The 16,969-nt window shown below is 74.2% G+C and carries 18 protein-coding genes; 3 read left to right on the forward strand and 15 right to left on the reverse strand.

The window, feature by feature from the left end:
• Positions 1-6 precede the first annotated feature (6 nt).
• From smc to rpmB, 11 genes are all read right to left on the reverse strand, one after another.
• The gene (smc, locus tag HNR21_RS29945; protein ID WP_182707792.1) at positions 7-3,693 is read right to left on the reverse strand and encodes a chromosome segregation protein SMC; all 3,687 of its coding nucleotides are present in this window, start codon (positions 3,691-3,693) and stop codon (positions 7-9) included.
• A 289-nt stretch (positions 3,694-3,982) separates the two neighbouring features.
• The gene (locus tag HNR21_RS29950) at positions 3,983-4,183 is read right to left on the reverse strand and encodes a hypothetical protein (RefSeq protein WP_119729282.1); all 201 of its coding nucleotides are present in this window, start codon (positions 4,181-4,183) and stop codon (positions 3,983-3,985) included.
• Between the two features lie 177 nt (positions 4,184-4,360).
• The gene (locus HNR21_RS29955) at positions 4,361-4,645 is read right to left on the reverse strand and encodes an acylphosphatase (RefSeq protein ID WP_119729281.1); all 285 of its coding nucleotides are present in this window, start codon (positions 4,643-4,645) and stop codon (positions 4,361-4,363) included.
• Positions 4,646-4,757: 112 nt separating this feature from the next.
• Entirely contained in the window at positions 4,758-5,624 is an 867-nt protein-coding gene (gene mutM, locus HNR21_RS29960) for a bifunctional DNA-formamidopyrimidine glycosylase/DNA-(apurinic or apyrimidinic site) lyase (protein WP_119729280.1), read from the reverse strand.
• A gap of 4 nt (positions 5,625-5,628) precedes the next feature.
• Positions 5,629-6,390 (reverse strand): ribonuclease III, encoded by a 762-nt coding sequence (gene rnc, locus HNR21_RS29965; protein WP_182707793.1) that lies wholly within the window; start codon positions 6,388-6,390, stop codon positions 5,629-5,631.
• 275 nt (positions 6,391-6,665) lie between these two features.
• Complete coding sequence (gene rpmF, locus HNR21_RS29970; RefSeq protein WP_119729278.1) at positions 6,666-6,842, reverse strand: 50S ribosomal protein L32; 177 nt, start codon at positions 6,840-6,842, stop codon at positions 6,666-6,668.
• A 1-nt stretch (position 6,843) separates the two neighbouring features.
• Positions 6,844-7,428 (reverse strand): YceD family protein, encoded by a 585-nt coding sequence (locus HNR21_RS29975; RefSeq protein ID WP_119729277.1) that lies wholly within the window; start codon positions 7,426-7,428, stop codon positions 6,844-6,846.
• A gap of 101 nt (positions 7,429-7,529) precedes the next feature.
• Positions 7,530-8,009 carry a pantetheine-phosphate adenylyltransferase gene (gene coaD / locus HNR21_RS29980; protein WP_119731918.1) on the reverse strand — a complete coding sequence of 160 codons (480 nt, stop codon included), beginning with the start codon at positions 8,007-8,009 and terminating at the stop codon, positions 7,530-7,532.
• 126 nt (positions 8,010-8,135) lie between these two features.
• Positions 8,136-8,711, reverse strand: a complete 576-nt coding sequence (gene rsmD / locus HNR21_RS29985) for a 16S rRNA (guanine(966)-N(2))-methyltransferase RsmD (protein WP_119729276.1) — start codon at positions 8,709-8,711, stop codon at positions 8,136-8,138.
• 88 nt (positions 8,712-8,799) lie between these two features.
• Positions 8,800-11,013: an ATP-dependent DNA helicase RecG gene (recG, locus tag HNR21_RS29990; RefSeq protein ID WP_182707794.1), complete on the reverse strand. Its 2,214-nt coding sequence runs from the start codon at positions 11,011-11,013 to the stop codon at positions 8,800-8,802.
• Positions 11,014-11,141: 128 nt separating this feature from the next.
• Positions 11,142-11,336 carry a 50S ribosomal protein L28 gene (gene rpmB / locus HNR21_RS29995; RefSeq protein ID WP_119729274.1) on the reverse strand — a complete coding sequence of 65 codons (195 nt, stop codon included), beginning with the start codon at positions 11,334-11,336 and terminating at the stop codon, positions 11,142-11,144.
• A gap of 186 nt (positions 11,337-11,522) precedes the next feature.
• Here rpmB and HNR21_RS30000 point away from each other — a divergent pair, with 186 nt between their 5' ends.
• Positions 11,523-13,103, forward strand: coding sequence for a fatty acid kinase ATP-binding subunit FakA (locus HNR21_RS30000; protein WP_312881418.1), 1,581 nt, complete (start codon positions 11,523-11,525; stop codon positions 13,101-13,103).
• Positions 13,104-13,205: 102 nt separating this feature from the next.
• Here the strand turns inward: HNR21_RS30000 and HNR21_RS30005 are convergent, their stop codons facing one another.
• From HNR21_RS30005 to HNR21_RS30020, 4 genes are all read right to left on the reverse strand, one after another.
• On the reverse strand, positions 13,206-13,478 hold the full coding sequence (locus HNR21_RS30005; protein WP_119729273.1) for a hypothetical protein: 273 nt from the start codon (positions 13,476-13,478) through the stop codon (positions 13,206-13,208).
• Between the two features lie 89 nt (positions 13,479-13,567).
• Entirely contained in the window at positions 13,568-14,410 is an 843-nt protein-coding gene (thiD, locus tag HNR21_RS30010) for a bifunctional hydroxymethylpyrimidine kinase/phosphomethylpyrimidine kinase (protein WP_182707795.1), read from the reverse strand.
• Positions 14,411-14,488: 78 nt separating this feature from the next.
• Positions 14,489-15,076, reverse strand: a complete 588-nt coding sequence (locus HNR21_RS30015) for a cellulose binding domain-containing protein (protein ID WP_182707796.1) — start codon at positions 15,074-15,076, stop codon at positions 14,489-14,491.
• A gap of 120 nt (positions 15,077-15,196) precedes the next feature.
• The gene (locus HNR21_RS30020) at positions 15,197-16,120 is read right to left on the reverse strand and encodes a thiamine-phosphate kinase (protein WP_119729270.1); all 924 of its coding nucleotides are present in this window, start codon (positions 16,118-16,120) and stop codon (positions 15,197-15,199) included.
• A gap of 131 nt (positions 16,121-16,251) precedes the next feature.
• On the opposite strand from HNR21_RS30020, the gene HNR21_RS30025 reads away from it, so the two are divergent.
• On the forward strand, positions 16,252-16,485 hold the full coding sequence (locus HNR21_RS30025; RefSeq protein WP_119729269.1) for an Lrp/AsnC family transcriptional regulator: 234 nt from the start codon (positions 16,252-16,254) through the stop codon (positions 16,483-16,485).
• Between the two features lie 4 nt (positions 16,486-16,489).
• Positions 16,490-16,936: a DUF3515 domain-containing protein gene (locus HNR21_RS30030; protein ID WP_233358583.1), complete on the forward strand. Its 447-nt coding sequence runs from the start codon at positions 16,490-16,492 to the stop codon at positions 16,934-16,936.
• Positions 16,937-16,969 lie beyond the last annotated feature (33 nt).

The following is a 16,969-nucleotide window of genomic DNA, read 5'->3' on the forward strand; positions in this document are numbered from 1 at the left end:
CGGTCCTCAGCCGGACTTGGCCGGGTCCGGGGAGCGGTCGTGGTCCCGGTCGCGGAGGCGTTGGCTGATGACCTGGGTGACGCCGTCGCCTCGCATGCTGACGCCGTAGAGGGCGTCGGCGCCCTCCATGGTGCGCTTCTGGTGGGTGATGATGATCAGCTGGGAGTTCTCCCGGAGTTCTTCCAGGATGCCCAGCAGGCGCTGGGTGTTGGTGTCGTCCAGGGCCGCCTCGACCTCGTCCAGGACGTAGAAGGGGGACGGGCGGGCCTTGAAGACGGCGACCAGGATGGCGATGGCCACCAGGGAGCGTTCGCCGCCGGACAGCAGGGACAGGCGCTTGACCTTCTTGCCCGGGGGGCGGGCCTCGACCTCGACGCCGGTGTTGAGCATGTCGTCGGGGTCGGTGAGGATCAGGCGGCCCTCCCCGCCGGGGAAGAGGCGGGTGAAGATGCGCTCGAACTCCCTGGCGGTGTCGGCGAACGCCTCGGCGAAGACCTTCTGGACCCGGTCGTCCACCTCCTTGACCACCGTGAGGAGGTCGCGGCGGGTCTTCTTGAGATCTTCCAGCTGGGAGTTGAGGAACGCGTGGCGCTCCTCCAGGGCGGCGAACTCCTCCAGCGCCAGGGGGTTGACCTTGCCGAGCTGGTTGAGCTTGCGTTCGGCGGCCTTGGCGCGCTTCTCCACGGTGGCGCGGTCGTAGGGCTCCGGCCGGGCGTCCTCGGGGGCGTCGGGGCCCGGGGGGACGGGCTGGTCGGGGCCGTACTCGGCGATGAGGGTGTCGACCTCCAGGCCCATCTCGTCCATGGCGCGCTGCTCGAGCTGTTCCAGGCGCAGGCGCTGTTCGGCGCGGGCGACCTCGCTGCCGTGCACGACGTTGACCAGCTTCTCCAGCTGGGTGGACAGGTCGCGGACCTGGGTGCGGACGACCTTCAGCTCGGCCTCGCGGTCGGCCTTGGCCTGCTGGGCGGCCTCGCGTTCGGCGACGGCGGCCTGCAGGGACAGGTCGATGCGGTGCAGGGCGGTCTCGGTGCCGGCCAGCACCGCCCTGGCGACGCGGGCCTGGCGGCGGCGGCGCTCGCGGCGGGCGGCGGCGCGGGCGCGTTCCTCGCGTTCGCGGCGGGCGCCGCGTTCCAGGGCGTCGGCGCGGCCGGCGATGGCCTGGACCCGCTCCTCGGCGGTGCGGACCGCCAGGCGGGCCTCCATCTCGGCGGAACGGGCCTGGTGGACGCGTTCGGCGAGCTCGTCGCGGGTGTCGGTGTCCTCGCCGAGGTCGTCGGCGGCCTCGGCGGCGGCCTGTGCCTCGGCCAGCCGGGCCTCCAGCTCGGCCATCGCCCGCAGGTCGTGCTCGCGGGCCTCGGCGGCGGCGTCGAGGGCCTTGGTGAGCCGTTCGACCTCACCGCGGGCGGCGCGGACCGCGGCCTCCAGCCGGGCGGCGTGCTTGGCCTCCTGGGCGGCCTGAGCCTCGAACTCGCGCAGTTTGGCACGGGTCCGGTCGAGAACGGCCTGGGCCTGGTTGACGCCGCTCTGCGCCTGCTGGACGGCCGCCTGGGCGTCCTCCAGGGCGGCCTGGGCCTCCTGCTCGGCGGCCACGGCCTCGGCCAGCCCCCGCGCGGACCGCTCGGCGCGTTCCCGCGCCGCCTCCAGGGACTCCACGGCCTCGTCCAGGGTGGCGCGCATCTCCAGCAGGCTCTGCGCGCCGCCCGCGCCGCCGCTCTGCGCCCAGTGGGCGCCCAGCAGGTCTCCGTCGCGGGTCACCGCCCGCAGGTCCGGGTGGCGGCGCACCAGATCGGCGGCGGCGTCCAGGTCGTCCACCACCACCACGCCGCGCAGCAGGTGCCGCAGGGCGGGCCGCACGGCGTCGGGAACGGTGATCACGTCGGCGGCGTACCGGACGCCCGGGACGGCCTGCTCACCGGCACCGGCCCCACCCCCGCCGACGAGCAGGCCGGCGCGCCCGGCGTCGCGGGAACGCAGCAGCGCCAGCGCGGCCCGGGCGGTCTCCAGCGACCCGACGGCGATGGCCTGGGCGGCGTCGCCGAGCGCGGCGGCCACCGCGGTCTCGTAGCCGGGTTCGACGGTGAGCATGGACGCCAGGGTGCCCAGGACGCCGTCCAGGTCCGACGACAGCAGGACCTCGCCGCCGTCGGCGGCGCTGCCGAGGGTCAGCTCCAGCGCCTCGATCCGCGCCTGCAGCGCGGCGACCTCCTTCTGCGCGGCCTGGTCGGCGGCGCGGGCGGCGGCCACGGCCTGCCGGGCGGCCTTGAGCCGCTGCCGGGGGGCGTCCTCGGCGGCGCGGGCGGCCTCGACCGCCTCCTTGGCGGCGGCCAGCGCCTGCTGCGCCGTCTCGTGCTCGGCGACCAGCTCCGGGTCCTCGGCGACCTCGGCGTCGTAGGCGTCGTACTCGGCCTGCGCGGCCTCGGCGCGGCGGGCGGCGTCGTCGCGGGCCTCGGCGAGCCGGCCGATCTCCGACTCCCCGGCCTGGGCCTTGCTGCGCAGCGCCTCGACCCGGCCGCGCAGCCTGGCCAGCTGCTCGCGGCGGTCGGCGGCGGCCCGCGCGGCGGCCTGCAGGCGGCGTTCCTCCTCGCGCAGCGCCTCCTCGGCCTCGGCCCGGGTCCGCACCGCGTCCGACAACTGGTCCTGGGCCTCCTCCAGGGCGGCCCGCAGCAGCTCCTCCTGCTCGCGGACCGCGACGGCCTCGCGTTCCATGTCCTCCGGGTCGCGGCCGCGGCGTTCCTCGCCGGTGTCCTCGGAGGCGTTGCGGTGGCGTTCGGCGGCCAGGTTGGCCACGCCCTGCAGCCGTTCCCGCAGCGACGACAGCCGGAACCAGGTGTCCTGGGCGCGGGCCAGCACCGGGGCGGCGGCCTGCTCCTCGGCCTCCAGCACCGCCTCGCGCTCCTGGGCGGCGGCCAGCGACTGCTCCACCTCGGCGCGGCGCCGCTTGACCGCGGCCTCGTCGGCGGCCTCCTGCTCCAGCCTGGTGCGCAGGGTGACCAGGTCGTCGGCCAGCAGCCGGGCGCGGGCGTCGCGCAGCTCGGCCTGGATGACGGCGGCCTTGCGGGCGATCTCGGCCTGCTGGCCCAGCGGCTTGAGCTGGCGGCGCAGCTCGGCGGTCAGGTCCTGGACGCGGGTCAGGTTGGCCTGCATCGCGTCCAGTTTGCGCAGCGCCTTCTCCTTGCGCTTGCGGTGCTTGAGGACGCCGGCCGCCTCCTCGATCACCGCGCGCCGGCCCTCGGGCCCGGAGTTCAGCGCGGTGTCCAGCATGCCCTGGCCGATGATCACGTGCATCTCGCGGCCGATGCCGGAGTCCGACAGCAGTTCCTGCACGTCCAGCAGCCGGCACGGCTCGCCGTTGATGGCGTACTCGCTCTGCCCGGACCGGAACATCAACCGGCTGATGGTGACCTCGGTGTAGTCGATCGGCAGCGCGCCGTCGGAGTTGTCGATGGTGAGGATCACCTCGGCGCGGCCCAGCGGGGGCCGGCTGGCGGTGCCGGCGAAGATGACGTCCTCCATCTTGCCGCCGCGCAGCGACTTGGCGCCCTGCTCCCCCATCACCCATGCCAGCGCGTCCACCACGTTGGACTTGCCGGACCCGTTGGGGCCCACCACGCAGGTGATGCCCGGCTCGAAGCGCAGGGTGGTGGAGGAGGCGAAGGACTTGAAGCCGCGCAACGTCAGGCTCTTGAGATACACGCGCGGGAGTCTCCTTGCCGTCCCCAGGGCCGGCGCGCCCGGCCACGGCGCGCGCGAACCCTCCGACCTGCTGCTTGACCAGTGCGAACCCTACCGCCGGCGGCGGTCGCCCGGTGCCCGCCGGGATGTCGCCCGTGGTTCCCAATGTGCCATGTCCGCCGGGACCGGGTGACCGCTCCCGGGAAGAATGCGCAGGTCAAAACGCCCAAATAGGCATGAACCAGACAGGGAGGGCAAAACAAAAGGGACGCCGACCTCGACGTCCCTGGTGTTTCCTCTCACGGCACCGTCATGTCAGTGCCGGTTCACGGTCCTTCACCTCGAGTGCCAACACGTCCTCGTGTGGTGCCCCCGCGGCCAGCGCCTCGTTCTCCGCCTGAAGCCGAACCAGCTCGGCCTCCAGATCACGTACTCGCTGCTGCAGGCGCCGCATCTCCGCGACCATCCGGGGGTCGGGACCGCCGACGTGGCCGAGTAGAGCCTTCGCCATGACTAAGGGTCCTCCACGCTGAGTAACCAGCAGGAATCGCGCCCGATCATGTGTTCATTACGGTGCGCGTATCATCTAGAGTCGCACCGGCCGGGGTGCCGGTCAAGACGGACATCACGGGCCGGTAACAACCTGTCGACACAAGTTTAGCAGGTGCAAACCGGTTTCCCCCACTCGTCACCGTTCGACGAAACCATGCAGGCCACCGCGGGGTTGCGACCATCGTTCGGTGACCGTGGAGACCCTTCCGGGAGTGCCCGGACCGCGCAGCAGTTCCAGCAGCCGTTCGCAGGCCGTGCGCGGTCCCTCGGCCACCACCTCCACCCGCCCGTCCGGCAGGTTCGAGGCCGAGCCCACCAGGCCCAGCTCCAGCGCCCGCGACCGCACCCACCAGCGGAAACCCACTCCCTGGACGCGCCCGTGCGCCCATGCCGTCAGCCGTACCGGTTCGGTGTCGTCCACGGCACGATCGTAGAAGGTCCCCCTCCGGGAACCCCACGGTCACCCCGGGCGAACGGGGTCGGGCGACCGCGGCGAAGCGGGAATCGCCCGGCCTGCTCTCCGGGCGAGCGGGTCAGAGCCTGGGGCGGCGGGGGCGGGGCTGGCAGCGGGGGCAGCTGAACGACGAGCGGTTCATGAACACGTCCCGGCGGATCGGCGTCCCGCACCGCGAGCACGGCTCGTCCCGCCGCCCGTAGGCCTCCAGGGAGCGTTCGAAGTAGCCGCTCTCGCCGTTGACGTTGACGTACAGGCTGTCGAACGAGGTGCCGCCGACCGCCAGCGCCGCCGCCATCACCTCGCGCACCGCCGCCAGCAGCCGCGTGACCTCCGGCCGGGTGAGGTTCTCGGTGGCGCGCGCCCAGTGCAGCCGCGCCCGCCACAGCGCCTCGTCGGCGTAGATGTTGCCGACCCCGCTGATCAGCGTCTGGTCCAGCAGCGCCCGTTTCAGCCCCGTCCGCCTGCGGCGCAGCGCCCGGTAGAACGCCTCGTCGTCGAACACCGGCTCCAGCGGGTCGGCCGCGATGTGCGCGACCGGCTCGGGCACCGTCCCGTCGAACGCGTCCGGCACCAGCTCGGCGACCATCAGGTGGCCGAACGTCCGCTGGTCCACGAACCGCAGGTCGTGGCCGCCGTCGGTGAACGTCAGCCGGACCCGCAGGTGTCTGTCCGGGGGCCGGTCCGGGTCGCCGACCAGCAACTGGCCGCTCATCCCCAGATGCGCCAGCAGCGCGCCGTCGTCCAGCGGCAGCCACAGGTACTTGCCGCGGCGGCGGGGCGCCGACACCGTACGGCCGGCGAGCCGGGCGGTGAAGTCCTCCGCGCCGCCGTCCTGCCGCCGGATCGCCCGCGGGTGCAGCACCTCGGCCGACGCGATGGTGCGGCCGGTCACCCAGCGGTCCAGACCCCGGCGGACCACCTCCACCTCGGGCAGCTCGGGCATCGGCTCAGGCGCCGCCCGCGCCGCCGGGCCCGCCGCCCGCCTCGGCCTTGCGCTTGGCGGCCATCTCGCGGATCGCGTGCCAGGTGGCCTCGGCGGCGTGCTGCTCGGCCTCCTTCTTGCTGCGGCCCTCGCCCGACCCGTAGGTGACCCCGCCGACCCGCACCGTGGCGCGGAACGTCTTCTGGTGGTCGGGGCCGCTCTCGTCCACGTGGTACTCGGGGACGCCCAGCTCCTCGACCGCGGTCAGCTCCTGCAGCGAGGTCTTCCAGTCCAGGCCCGCGCCCAGGCTGGCGGAACGGTCGATCAGCCCGTCGAACAGCCGGTGCACCAGCTTGGCCGCCTCGCCCAGGCCGTGGTCCAGGTAGACCGCGCCGATCAGCGCCTCCAGCGTGTCGGCCAGGATCGAGTCCTTGTTGCGGCCGCCGGTGCCCTCCTCGCCCCGGCCCAGCCGGATGTAGGCGCCCGCGCCCAGCGAGCGGGCCACCCCGGCCAGCGCCCGCATGTTCACCACCGCGGCGCGCAGCTTGGCCAGCTGGCCCTCCGGCAGGTCCGGATGGCCGCGGAACAGGGTGTCGGTGACGACCAGGCCCAGCACCGAGTCGCCGAGGAACTCCAGGCGCTCGTTGGTGGGCAGGCCGCCGTTCTCGTACGCGTAGGAACGGTGCGTCAGGGCGCGTTCCAGCAGCTCGGGGTCCACCGAGACGCCGAGGGCGCGTTCGAGCTCGGCGCGGTCGGGGGCGGGGCCGGGGGCCGGTTTGGCGGTCACGGATCCTCCTCGCGGACAGGGGCGTCCGCCGCGCGGTACACGGGACGACCGCAACCGTCCGTGCCGGCTGCGCGTCGCCCGCGAGGGGGGTTCCGCGAAGACGAGGTGCGCGCCGGAGAATTCCCCGGCGTGCACCACGGCCTCGGGCTCACCCTTGCGATGTCGGCGGGGACCCGGTCCCGCGCCGTCGCCCGGCGGTCGCCGCGACGGTGACGACAGAAGGCGGTTCGAGCAATGAACCGGCCGGGGGCGGCCGGCGGCCGCCCCCGCGGAGGTCAGTCCTGCGGGATGACCTGACGGCGGTTGTAGGTGCCGCAGTTGGTGCACGCCGTGTGCGGCAGCTTCGGCTCACGGCACTGCGGGCACGCGATCAGGTTCGGCGCGGTGGCCTTCCACTGCGAGCGCCGGTGCCGCGTGTTGCTGCGCGACTTCTTCCGCTTGGGGACGGCCACTTCAGCCCTCCTGCTTTTCTTCTCGTTGGTCGGTCAGGTCCCGCAGCGCCGCCCACCGGGGGTCGACGGTGTCGTGGTGATGGCCGGGCTCGGCGTCCGCCAGCCGCACACCACAGTCGGGGCACAGCCCGGGACAGTCGTCCCGGCACAGCGGGGACAGCGGCAGCGCGAGCACCACCGTGTCCCGCAGCACCGGCTCCAGGTCGATCAGATCGCCCTCGATCCGGCGCTCGTCCTCCTCGGCCTCCCCACCGGAGCGGGTGTCGGGGTAGACGAACAGTTCCTGGAAGTCCGCCTCGAAGTCCTCCTCGAGCGGATCCAGGCAGCGCGCGCACTCCCCGGTGAGGGGCATCCGCGCGGTGCCCGTGACGAGGACGCCCTCCATCACGGACTCGAGCCGCAGGTCCAGCTCGATGTCGGCGCCCTCCGGGACGCCGACCATCTCGACGCCGAGATCCGCCGGAGCCGGCACGGTGCGGGTCAGCTCTCGCATCGATCCGGGACGCCGGTCCAGGGCTCGGGTGTCGAGCACCAGCGGAGTGCGCGGATCGAGGCGGGTCAGGGCTTTCCTGCTTTCGTGGGACATGGTGGATCGCGATCGTCGGCGGCGGCCGGATGGCGCCGACTGCCAAGGTTACCAACGGCCGGGACCGGTCCCAACTCAAGGCGCGGATCGCCGCGACGACCCTACTCCTCGCGCAGCCGCTCCACCAGCCGCCGGTGGATCACCTCCGGGACCAGGCCGGAGATGTCGCCGCCGTACTTGACGACCTCCTTCATCAGGCTGGAGGACAGGAACGCGTACAGCGGGTTGGTGGCCATGAACAGCGTCTCCACCCCGGACATCCGGTGGTTCATCTGGGCGATCTGCAGCTCGTAGTCGAAGTCGCTGACCGCGCGCAGCCCCCGGACGATCACCGGGATGTCGTGCTGGCGGCAGTAGTCCACGGTCAGGCCGTGGAACTTGTCCACCTTGACGTTGCCGTAGTCCTTGGTGACCTCGCGCATCATCTCCACGCGCTCGTCCACCGAGAACAGGCTCTGCTTGGAGATGTTGATCAGCACCCCCACCACGACCTCGTCGTAGAGGTGGGAGGCACGGTTGATGATGTCGAGATGCCCGTTGGTTACGGGGTCGAACGACCCGGGACACAGGACACGGCGCACGAGCACATCCCTTCCCTCGGCTGACCACGCCCACCCGTGCCTACGAGGGGCGATCCGCGGCGCGACCGTACCAAACCGGATCAACACGCCCTGCGCCCGGCATACCCGTTGTGCGCGGGACGGACCTCAGCCGGCCGCGGATCCGGTGGCCCGGCCGTACCAGAAGATCGCCTCGCCGTACCGGCGGTCCCGTTCGGGGGCGTACCCGGCGGGCCAGCGCAGCGCCGGGCCGCGGGCCGCCCGTTCCACCGCGACCAGCGCGTCGGCGGCCAGCCAGCCGTTGTCGCGCAGCGCCTCCAGCAGCCCGGTCACCGCCTCGTCGGCCAGCGCGTACGGCGGATCGAGGAACACCAGGTCGTACGGCTCGTCCGGGGACCGCCGGACCAGCCGCTCCACCCGGTCGGCGACCACCTCGGCGCCGGGCAGGCCGAGCGCGGCGACGTTCTGCCGGATCACCTTGACCGCCCGGGGGTGCGACTCGGCCAGCAGCGCGTGCGCGGCCCCCCGCGACAGCGCCTCCAGCCCGACCGCCCCGGACCCGGCGAACAGGTCCGCCACCCGCAGCCCGTCCAGCGGCCCCAGCAGCGCCCCCACGGTGCTGAACAGCCCCTCCCGCGCCCGGTCGCTGGTGGGCCGGGTGTCCCGCCCCGGCGGAACGGCCAGCCGCCGACCCCCGGCCACCCCCGCAATGACCCTGGTCACGAACTCACGCCTGCTTCCCGCTCGCCTGCGGCGCGCCCGAGGGCACCGGCTCTCCTCGTCGATCCGGCGCCGCGCGCCTGCGGCGCGCTCACGCCTTCTCCAGGAAGCCGGCGCGTTCCTCGTCGAGGAGGGCGGCCAGCTCGGCGGCCAGGGCGGGGCTGCCCTCCAGCTCGGGGTCGGCGTCGACCAGGACGGTGGCCTCCTCGCGGGCGCGGCGGATCAGCTCCTCGTCCTTGAGCAGGGTGAGCAGGCGCAGGCTGGAGGCACGGCCCGCCTGGGCGGCGCCCAGGACGTCGCCCTCGCGGCGCTGCTCGAGGTCCAGCCGGGACAGGGCGAAGCCGTCGGTGGTGGAGGCGACGGCGTCCAGGCGTTCGCGGGCCCTGCTGCCGGGTTCGGCGTCGGTGACCAGCAGGCACAGGCCGGGCAGGGTGCCCCGGCCGACCCGGCCGCGGAGCTGGTGGAGCTGGGAGACCCCGAACCGGTCGGCGTCCATGATCACCATCACGGTGGCGTTGGGGACGTCCACGCCGACCTCGATCACCGTGGTGGCCAGCAGCACGTCCAGCTCCCCGGCGGCGAACCGGCGCATCACCGCGTCCTTGTCGTCCGGCGGCAGCTTGCCGTGCAGGACGCCGATCCGCAGCCCGGGCAGCAGCTCCTCCTCCAGCCGGGGCAGCAGGTCCAGGACGGCGATCGGGGCGCGGCGGCGCGCGCCGTCCTCGTCCTCGCCGAGCAGCACGGGGGCGCCCTCCTCCTCGCCCTCCTGGGCGCCGATGCGGGGGCACACGATGTAGGCCTGCCGGCCCTGGGCGGCCTCCTCGCGGATGCGCTCCCAGGTGCGGGCGAGGAACTTGGGCCGTTCCGGCGGCACGACGTGGGTCCTGATCTCCGCCCGCCCGGCCGGGAGCTGGGACAGGGTGGAGACCTCCAGGTCGCCGAACACCGTCATCGCCACCGTCCGGGGGATCGGGGTGGCGGTCATCACCAGCACGTGCGGGCGGCCGTCGCCGGCCTTGGCGCGCAGCGCGTCGCGCTGCTCCACGCCGAAGCGGTGCTGTTCGTCCACCACGACCAGGCCGAGGTCGGCGAACTGCACCTGGTCCTCCAGCAGCGCGTGGGTGCCGACGACGATGCCGGCGGTGCCGGAGGCGACGTCCAGCAGCGCCTGGCGGCGGGCCTTGGCGCCCTGCGACCCGGTGATCAGCGCGACCCGGGTGGCCGTCTCGGCGCCGCCGATCTGCCCGGCCTGGGCCAGCGGGCCGAGCATCCCGGTGATGGAACGGTAGTGCTGCTGGGCCAGCACCTCGGTGGGCGCGAGCAGGGCGGCCTGTCCCCCGCCGTCGACGACCTGCAGCATCGCCCGCAGCGCCACGACGGTCTTGCCGGCGCCCACGTCGCCCTGCAGCAGCCGGTGCATGGGGTGCTCGACCGACAGGTCCTCGGCGATCTCCGCGCCGACCTCGAGCTGCCCCTCGGTGAGCGGGAACGGCAGGGCGGCGTCGAAGGCGTCCAGCAGCCCGCCCTCGACGCGGGGCCGGGCCTTGGCGGGCAGCGCGGAGGCCGCCAGCCGGCGCTGCGCCAGGGCGATCTGCAGCACGAACGCCTCGTCCCACTTCAGCCGGCGGCGGGCGCGTTCCAGCTCGGCCCAGTCGCGGGGCTTGTGGATGCCCCGGTAGGCCTCCGCCAGGCCGACGAAGCCGTGCCGCTTGAGGGTGAGCTCGGGCATCGGGTCCGGGCCGAGGTCGAGCTGCGGCAGCACGATCTGCACGCACTCCTCGATCTTCCAGGACTCCAGGCCCTTGGTGGCCGGGTAGATCGGGATGATCTCCTCGGCGAACTCGCGGGCCATCTCCCCCGCCGCCGCGCTCGGCGCGACCGGCCGGAACTCCGGATGGGTGAGCTGCCGCCGCGGCCGCCCGCCGCCGCGCGGCCGGTAGACGGTGACCTTGCCGGAGAACAGCCCGCGGGTGCCCGGCGACAGCTCCCGCTCGGCCCGGTAGGAGCCCTTGCGGCCGAAGAAGGTCAGACCGAGGTCGCCGTGGCCGTCGCTGACGGTGACCTCCAGCAGGTAGCCGGGGGCGCGCGGGATGGTGCGGCCCTGGACCTTGGTCACCTCGGCCATCACGGTGACGTACTCGCCCTCGTGCAGGCCGTCCAGGTCGGTCAGGTCGCCGCGCTGGGCGTACCGGCGGGGGTAGTGGTGCAGCAGGTCCCCGACCGTGTGCAGGTCCAGGCCGGTCGCCAGCACCTTGGCCGTCCTCGCCCCCAGCAGGTTGCGCAACGGCTCGTCGAGTTTCGCCACGCTCTACTTTCTACCGCGCGCCGCCGACGGGATGCCGCATGACGGCGGGACCCGCCGGATCCCGGGCAGCACGAGAGGGCCCACCGGCGGTGCGCCGATGGGCCGGAAGCTCGCTGTCGGAGAAGGTCTCAGACGGTCGGCCGGGCGACCTTGCCGGCCTTGATGCACGAGGTGCAGGCGTTGATGCGCTTGGTCGCCCCGTTGACCACGGCGCGCACGCGCTGGATGTTGGGGTTCCAGCGGCGCGGGGTGCGGCGGTGCGAGTGGGAGACGCGCATGCCGAAACCGGGTCCCTTGCCGCAGACGTCGCAAACGGAAGCCACGGGAAACTCCAAGTGATGTCGATGCCGTGTGGGCGCCCGGATTCGAGCGCTCGCCAAGTGGCGCCCCTGGCGGGTGCGCTCAGCCAGGGTAGCCGACCCTCGCTCGGGTACGCGAATCAGCGCCGGTCCGCACGGACGCCGGGACGAGGCCGGTACTACCCTTCCGGGGCACGCAAGGGGGTGGGTGTGGGAGAGGTCCTGGACGCGCCGGCGGTGCGCCGGTGGTGCGGTCTGGCCGCGGAGGCGCTGGGCCGTACCCGTGCGGAGATCGACGCGCTGAACGTCTTCCCGATCCCGGACGGGGACACCGGCACGAACCTGCATCTGACCGTGCTCGCGGCGGCCGAGGCGGTGGCGGGGCTGCCGGAGGACGCCGAGTCCGCCGAGGTGTGGCGGGAACTGGCCCGGGGGGCGCTGCTGGGGGCGCGCGGCAACTCGGGAGTGATCCTCAGCCAGGTGCTGCGCGGCATGGCCGAGGTCTGCGGCGGCGAGGCGGCCGAGGTCGGCGGGCCGGTGCTGGCGCAGGCGCTGCGCAACGCCGCCGCCGCGGCGCGCGCCGCGGTGGAGCATCCCGTGGAGGGCACCATCCTGACCGTGCTGGACGCCGCCTCCGCCGCCGCCGGTGAGGCCGAGCCGGTGCTGCCGGAGGTGGCGCGCGCCGCGGCGGCGGGGGCGCGCCGGGCGCTGCGGCGCACCACCGGGCAACTGGACGCGCTGGCCGCCGGCGGGGTGGTGGACGCGGGCGCGGCCGGGCTGTGCGTGCTGCTGGACGCGCTGACGGCGGTGATCACCGACGAGTTCCCGGAATGGTACGCGGTGCCCGCCCCGGAACGTCCGGTGACCGTCCGGGAGGAGCCCGCCGGCCCCGGTCCCGGCTACGAGGTGATGTACCTGCTGGACGCCCCGGACGAGGCGGTCGGCGGGCTGCGCGAGCGGCTGGACGGGCTCGGCGACTCGCTCGTGGTGGTCGGCGGGGACGGCCTGTGGAACGTGCACGTCCACGTCGACGACGCGGGCGCGGCGATCGAGGCGGGGCTGGCGGCGGGCCGGGCGCACCGGATCCGGGTGACGTACCTGCACGCCCCCGAGGGACCGCAGGCGCCGTGCCGGGGCCGCGCGGTGGTGGCGGTGACCGCGGCGGCGGGGCTGGCGGCTCTGTTCGAGGAGGCCGGGGCGCGGGTGGTGCGGCGCGAGCCGGGCACGGTGCCGCCGGCGGCGGTGCTCGCGGAGGCGATGCTGGCGGCCGGGGACGAGGTGGCGGTGCTGCCGAACGAGCCCGAGGTGCTGGCGGTGGCGGAGGCGGCGGCCGAACGCGCCCGCGACAGCGGGGCGCGGATCGCGGTGCTGCCGACCAAGGCGTCGGTGCAGGGGCTGGCGGCGCTGGCGGTGCACGATCCGCTGCGCCGGTTCGACGACGACGTGATCGCGATGACCCGGGCGGCGGGCGCGACCCGGTTCGGGCATCTGCAGATCGCCACCGGGGAGGGCGTCACCAGCGTGGGCCTGTGCCGGGCCGGGGACGTGCTGGGCCTGGTGGAGGGCGACGTGGCGGTGATCGGCGCCGACCTGGCGGCGGTGGCCCGGCAGGTGCTGGACCGGATGCTGGGGGGCGGCGGCGAGCTGGTCACGCTGATCACCGGCGAACGCGCCCCGGAGGACCTGGCCGACCTGCTGGAGGGGCATCTGCGGGAGACCAGGCCGGACGTCGAGCTGGTCGCCTACGAGGGCGGCCAGGTGCTGTACCCGCTGCTCATCGGGGTCGAGTGAGCGCCGGATGACACGGCGATGCCCCGGCCGGGCAAGGGAGACGAACGTCCGGCCGGGGCATCGCCGCGGGGGTGCAGGGGGAGGCGAGCGTTTCGGGCGGGCTCAGGCGGCGGCGCCGAGCACGCGGCGGATGCCGCTGACGGCGCGGTCCATCTCGCCCGCGGGGGCGATGCGCTCAGCCCAGGCCCACCAGAACCAGTCCTGGTCGCTGTGCGCCTCGATGATCACGTGCTCCTCGGCGACGGGCAGGTCCGGGTTCAGGACGTGCAGGCGCGGGGCCTTGCCGAGCGGCTCCTCCAGACGGGTGCACAGGCCGGCACGGCTCAGCCGGGTAGCGAGCTCTTCCAGGTGACGGTATGGCGCTTCGGTCGCCATGACTTGACCTCCAGGTGACCGACGGGTTTCGGTCCGCCACTCCAGGGTGGGCCGGTTTTACCTGGATGGGCAAATCTGACGAGCAGGTTTTACCTTTCGAGGGTTTGATCGGCCGTCGCGCCGGGGATCCGGAACCGCCATCCGTGGTCCACCGGGCCGATGCCGCCGCCCAGCGGGAAGCCCGCCGCGATGGCCCCGGTGACGTACTCCTTGGCCAGCCGCACCGCCTCGGGCACCTCCGCGCCGAGCGCCAGGTGCGAGGCGATCGCCGAGGCCAGGGTGCAGCCGGTGCCGTGGGTGTGCCGGTTGTCGTGCCGGGACGCGCTGAACCGGTACTCGCGTTCCCCGTCGAACAGCAGGTCGGCGGGCTCGCCGGGCAGATGACCGCCCTTGATCAGCGCCCACCGCGGGCCGAGCGCCTTGACCGCCTCGGCGGCCTCGCGCATCCCCGCCTCGTCGACCACCTTCACCCCGGTGAGCTGCTCGACCTCCCACAGGTTGGGGGTGGCGACGGTGGCGGTGGGCAGCAGGGCGGTGCGCACCGCGTGCACCGCCTCGGGGGCCAGCAGCGGGTCGCCGTGCTTGGAGACGCCGACCGGGTCGACGACCACCGGCACGCCGTCCAGCCCGGCCAGTACCTCGGCGACCGTCTCCACCAGGACCGGGGAGGCGAGCATGCCGGTCTTGACCGCCTGCGCGCCGATGTCGGACAGCACCGAGTCCAGCTGGGCCCGCACCGCCTCCGGCGGCAGCTCCCAGTAGCCCTGCACGCCGAGGGAGTTCTGCGCGGTGACGGCCGTGACGACGCTCATCCCGTGAACGCCCAGGGCCAGCATCGTCTTCAGGTCGGCCTGGATGCCGGCGCCGCCGCCGGAGTCGGACCCGGCGACGGTGAGCACCCGGGCGGGTGCGATGGGGGGCTCATCGGTCATGCGGCCCACATTAGCCGCGTCGCGCCGCCGTGCGATCGGCCGTCCCCGGGGGGCGAGGGGCGTCCCCGGACGGACGGGTCAGCCCAGCGTGCAGGCGGCGTCGTTGAACTTGCACACCGTGGGGCGGGCCGGGGTCCCGGCGGCGGTGTAGGTGATCCTGACGGTGGCGCCGGGGGCGATGGCCGGGGCCGCGGCCCGGTTGCGCAGCCAGGTGACCTGGCCCTTGGACTCGACCACCGCGTTCCGTACGCTCAGCACCCGGGCGTCGGCGAACTTGAAGCCCAGCCGCCAGCGCTCCACCGGCTTGCCGGTGCGGTTGGCGATGGTCACGGTCCCGGTGTAGCCGGTCTCGGTGCGCCGGGCCACCTGGAACGAGATCAGCACGCCGGTGCGCTGCGGGTCGGCCGCCCGGCCGCGGCCGACGGTGCTGTCGCTGGAGTCGGCCTGCGCCTGCTGCGGCGGGCCGCCGGCGAAGTTCAGCGAGATCTGCGAGGTGCCCCACGCGTACGAGACGACCCCGATGGCGACCACCAGCGCGACCATCGGCAGCAGCGGCACCGAGACGAGCATCCTGCTCCAGCTACGGGCCGGGCGGCGTTCTGGCCGGTGCTCCTCGTCGGCGTCGGCGGCGGCGTCGCCTTCGGTCAGCTTGGTGTGTCGTCCCATTCCGTCCTCTTCGGTCACAGGCAGATATATCAAAAGGCCGACCAAGCGCGCCCACTGTAGCGATAAACCCACCAATGTGATCCGTCCGGCCAGGTCGGGCGGACGGCCCGCAACCAGGCGTCAGGAGCGGAAGTGGTCCCAACCCCCCGCCTGGAGGGGACGTCCGTCCACCACGACGCCGGCCGGTCCCGCGGCGACCCGCCCGATCACGGTCCAGCTCCCCGGAAGCGGCGCGTCCGGCGGGAACGTCCCCGCGAAGGCGTGGTCGTCGCCGCCGGTCAGCACGTGGTGGAGCCCGCCCGGCCCCAGCTCGGCGGGGACCGGCAGCGCGGCGGAGTCCAGTTCGATCAGTACCCCGGCGGCGTCCGCGATATGACCGAGGTCCTGCACCAGTCCGTCGCTGACGTCGATGAGGGCGGTCGCGCCCAGCTCGCGGGCCTGCGGACCGGCCTCGTACGGGGGCCGGGGCCGGCGGTGGGCGTCCAGCAGTCCGGCGGGCCCGTCGCGGCCCTCGGACAGCAGCGCCAGCCCGGCCGAGGCGTACCCGAGCCGCCCGCGCACGGCCACCACGTCGCCGGGCCGGGCGCCGGAGCGGGTCAGCGGCGGGCCGCCGCCCAGGTCGCCCAGCGCGGTGACGGCGAGCGTGATCTGCGGGGCGCGCACCACGTCACCGCCGGCCACCGACGCCCCGACCAGGGCGCACTCCTCGCGCAGCCCGTCGGCCAGGCGCAGCGCCCAGTCCAGCGGGGTGTCCGGCGGCGCGGCCAGGCCCAGCAGCAGGGCGGTGGGGCGGGCGCCCATCGCGGCGACGTCGGCGAGGTTCTGCGCGGCGGCCTTGCGTCCGATGTCGTACGGCCCCGACCAGTCGCGCCGGAAGTGGCGGCCCTCCACCAGCAGGTCGGAGGTGGCGACCACACGGCCGTCGGGGGCGGCGATCACCGCGGCGTCGTCGCCGGGGCCCAGGGCGACCGACGGCCCCTGCGGCAGGCGCGCGACGAGCCGTTCGATCAGGGCGAACTCGCCCGCCTCCCCGATGGTGCTCATCGGTTCCGTTTCGCCCCGCTCTTCCCGTCGACGTCCCGTGCCGTAGGTTTTCCGGGGGCGGCTGCCGCGCCCCTGCGGATACACGATACGGTTGCCGTCCAACGGCTTTTTCTCCGCCCGGGGAGGACGTGATGGTGCAGGCCTACATCCTCATCCAGACCGAGGTAGGCAAGGCGGCCGAGGTGGCTCACGAGATCTCGGGCATCTCCGGGGTGACCCAGGCGGAGGACGTGACGGGACCCTACGACGTCATCGTGCGAGCGGAGGCGCGGAATGTGGACGAGCTCGGCAAGCTCGTCGTCGCGCAGATCCAGACGGTGGAGGGGATCACCCGGACGCTCACCTGCCCGATCGTCCACATCTAGCCGGGTGCGCGCGCTGCTGCTGCTCGGGCTGCTGCCGGTGGCCGCGGCCTGCGGGGACGGCGCGGTGAAGGTGCCGCCCCCCGCTCCGGACGCGGCGTCCGCGAAGCTGTGCGCCGGGCTGCGGCTGCCCGAACGGGTCAAGGGCCGGGAACGCCGGGACACCTCGCCGGAGTCGCCGCTGACCGCCGCGTGGGGGTCGCCGGCGATCGCGCTGCGCTGCGGGGTGCCGCGGCCGCCGGCGATGCGGCCCGACGCCCAGCTGATCACGATCAACGGGGTGCACTGGTTCCCCTACCCGGAGGGCCGTCCGGTGACCTACACGGCGGTGGGCCGGCAGGCCTACGTCGAGGTGACGGTCCCCGCCAGGTACGAGCCCGCCGGGGACGTGCTGATCGAGCTGGGCGACGCCATCAGGACCACGATTCCGGAAAAGCCCGAAGGGCAGATGTGACCGTTCCGTGATGTGCGGGGCGGGCGGCGTAGA

It is taken from the genome of Thermomonospora cellulosilytica, from assembly GCF_014138835.1.
Taxonomy (GTDB): Bacteria; Actinomycetota; Actinomycetes; order Streptosporangiales; family Streptosporangiaceae; genus Thermomonospora; species Thermomonospora amylolytica.

Coding starts and splice junctions, on each gene's coding strand:
- thiD (WP_182707795.1), bottom strand. CDS start 14,410: ATGACCGATGAGCCCCCCATCGCACCCGCCCGGGTGCTCACCGTCGCC.
- HNR21_RS30005 (WP_119729273.1), bottom strand. CDS start 13,478: ATGGCGACCGAAGCGCCATACCGTCACCTGGAAGAGCTCGCTACCCGG.
- HNR21_RS30025 (WP_119729269.1), top strand. CDS start 16,252: ATGGTGCAGGCCTACATCCTCATCCAGACCGAGGTAGGCAAGGCGGCC.
- HNR21_RS30015 (WP_182707796.1), bottom strand. CDS start 15,076: ATGGGACGACACACCAAGCTGACCGAAGGCGACGCCGCCGCCGACGCC.
- HNR21_RS29950 (WP_119729282.1), bottom strand. CDS start 4,183: ATGGCGAAGGCTCTACTCGGCCACGTCGGCGGTCCCGACCCCCGGATG.
- HNR21_RS29975 (WP_119729277.1), bottom strand. CDS start 7,428: ATGTCCCACGAAAGCAGGAAAGCCCTGACCCGCCTCGATCCGCGCACT.
- HNR21_RS30020 (WP_119729270.1), bottom strand. CDS start 16,120: ATGAGCACCATCGGGGAGGCGGGCGAGTTCGCCCTGATCGAACGGCTC.
- mutM (WP_119729280.1), bottom strand. CDS start 5,624: ATGCCCGAGCTGCCCGAGGTGGAGGTGGTCCGCCGGGGTCTGGACCGC.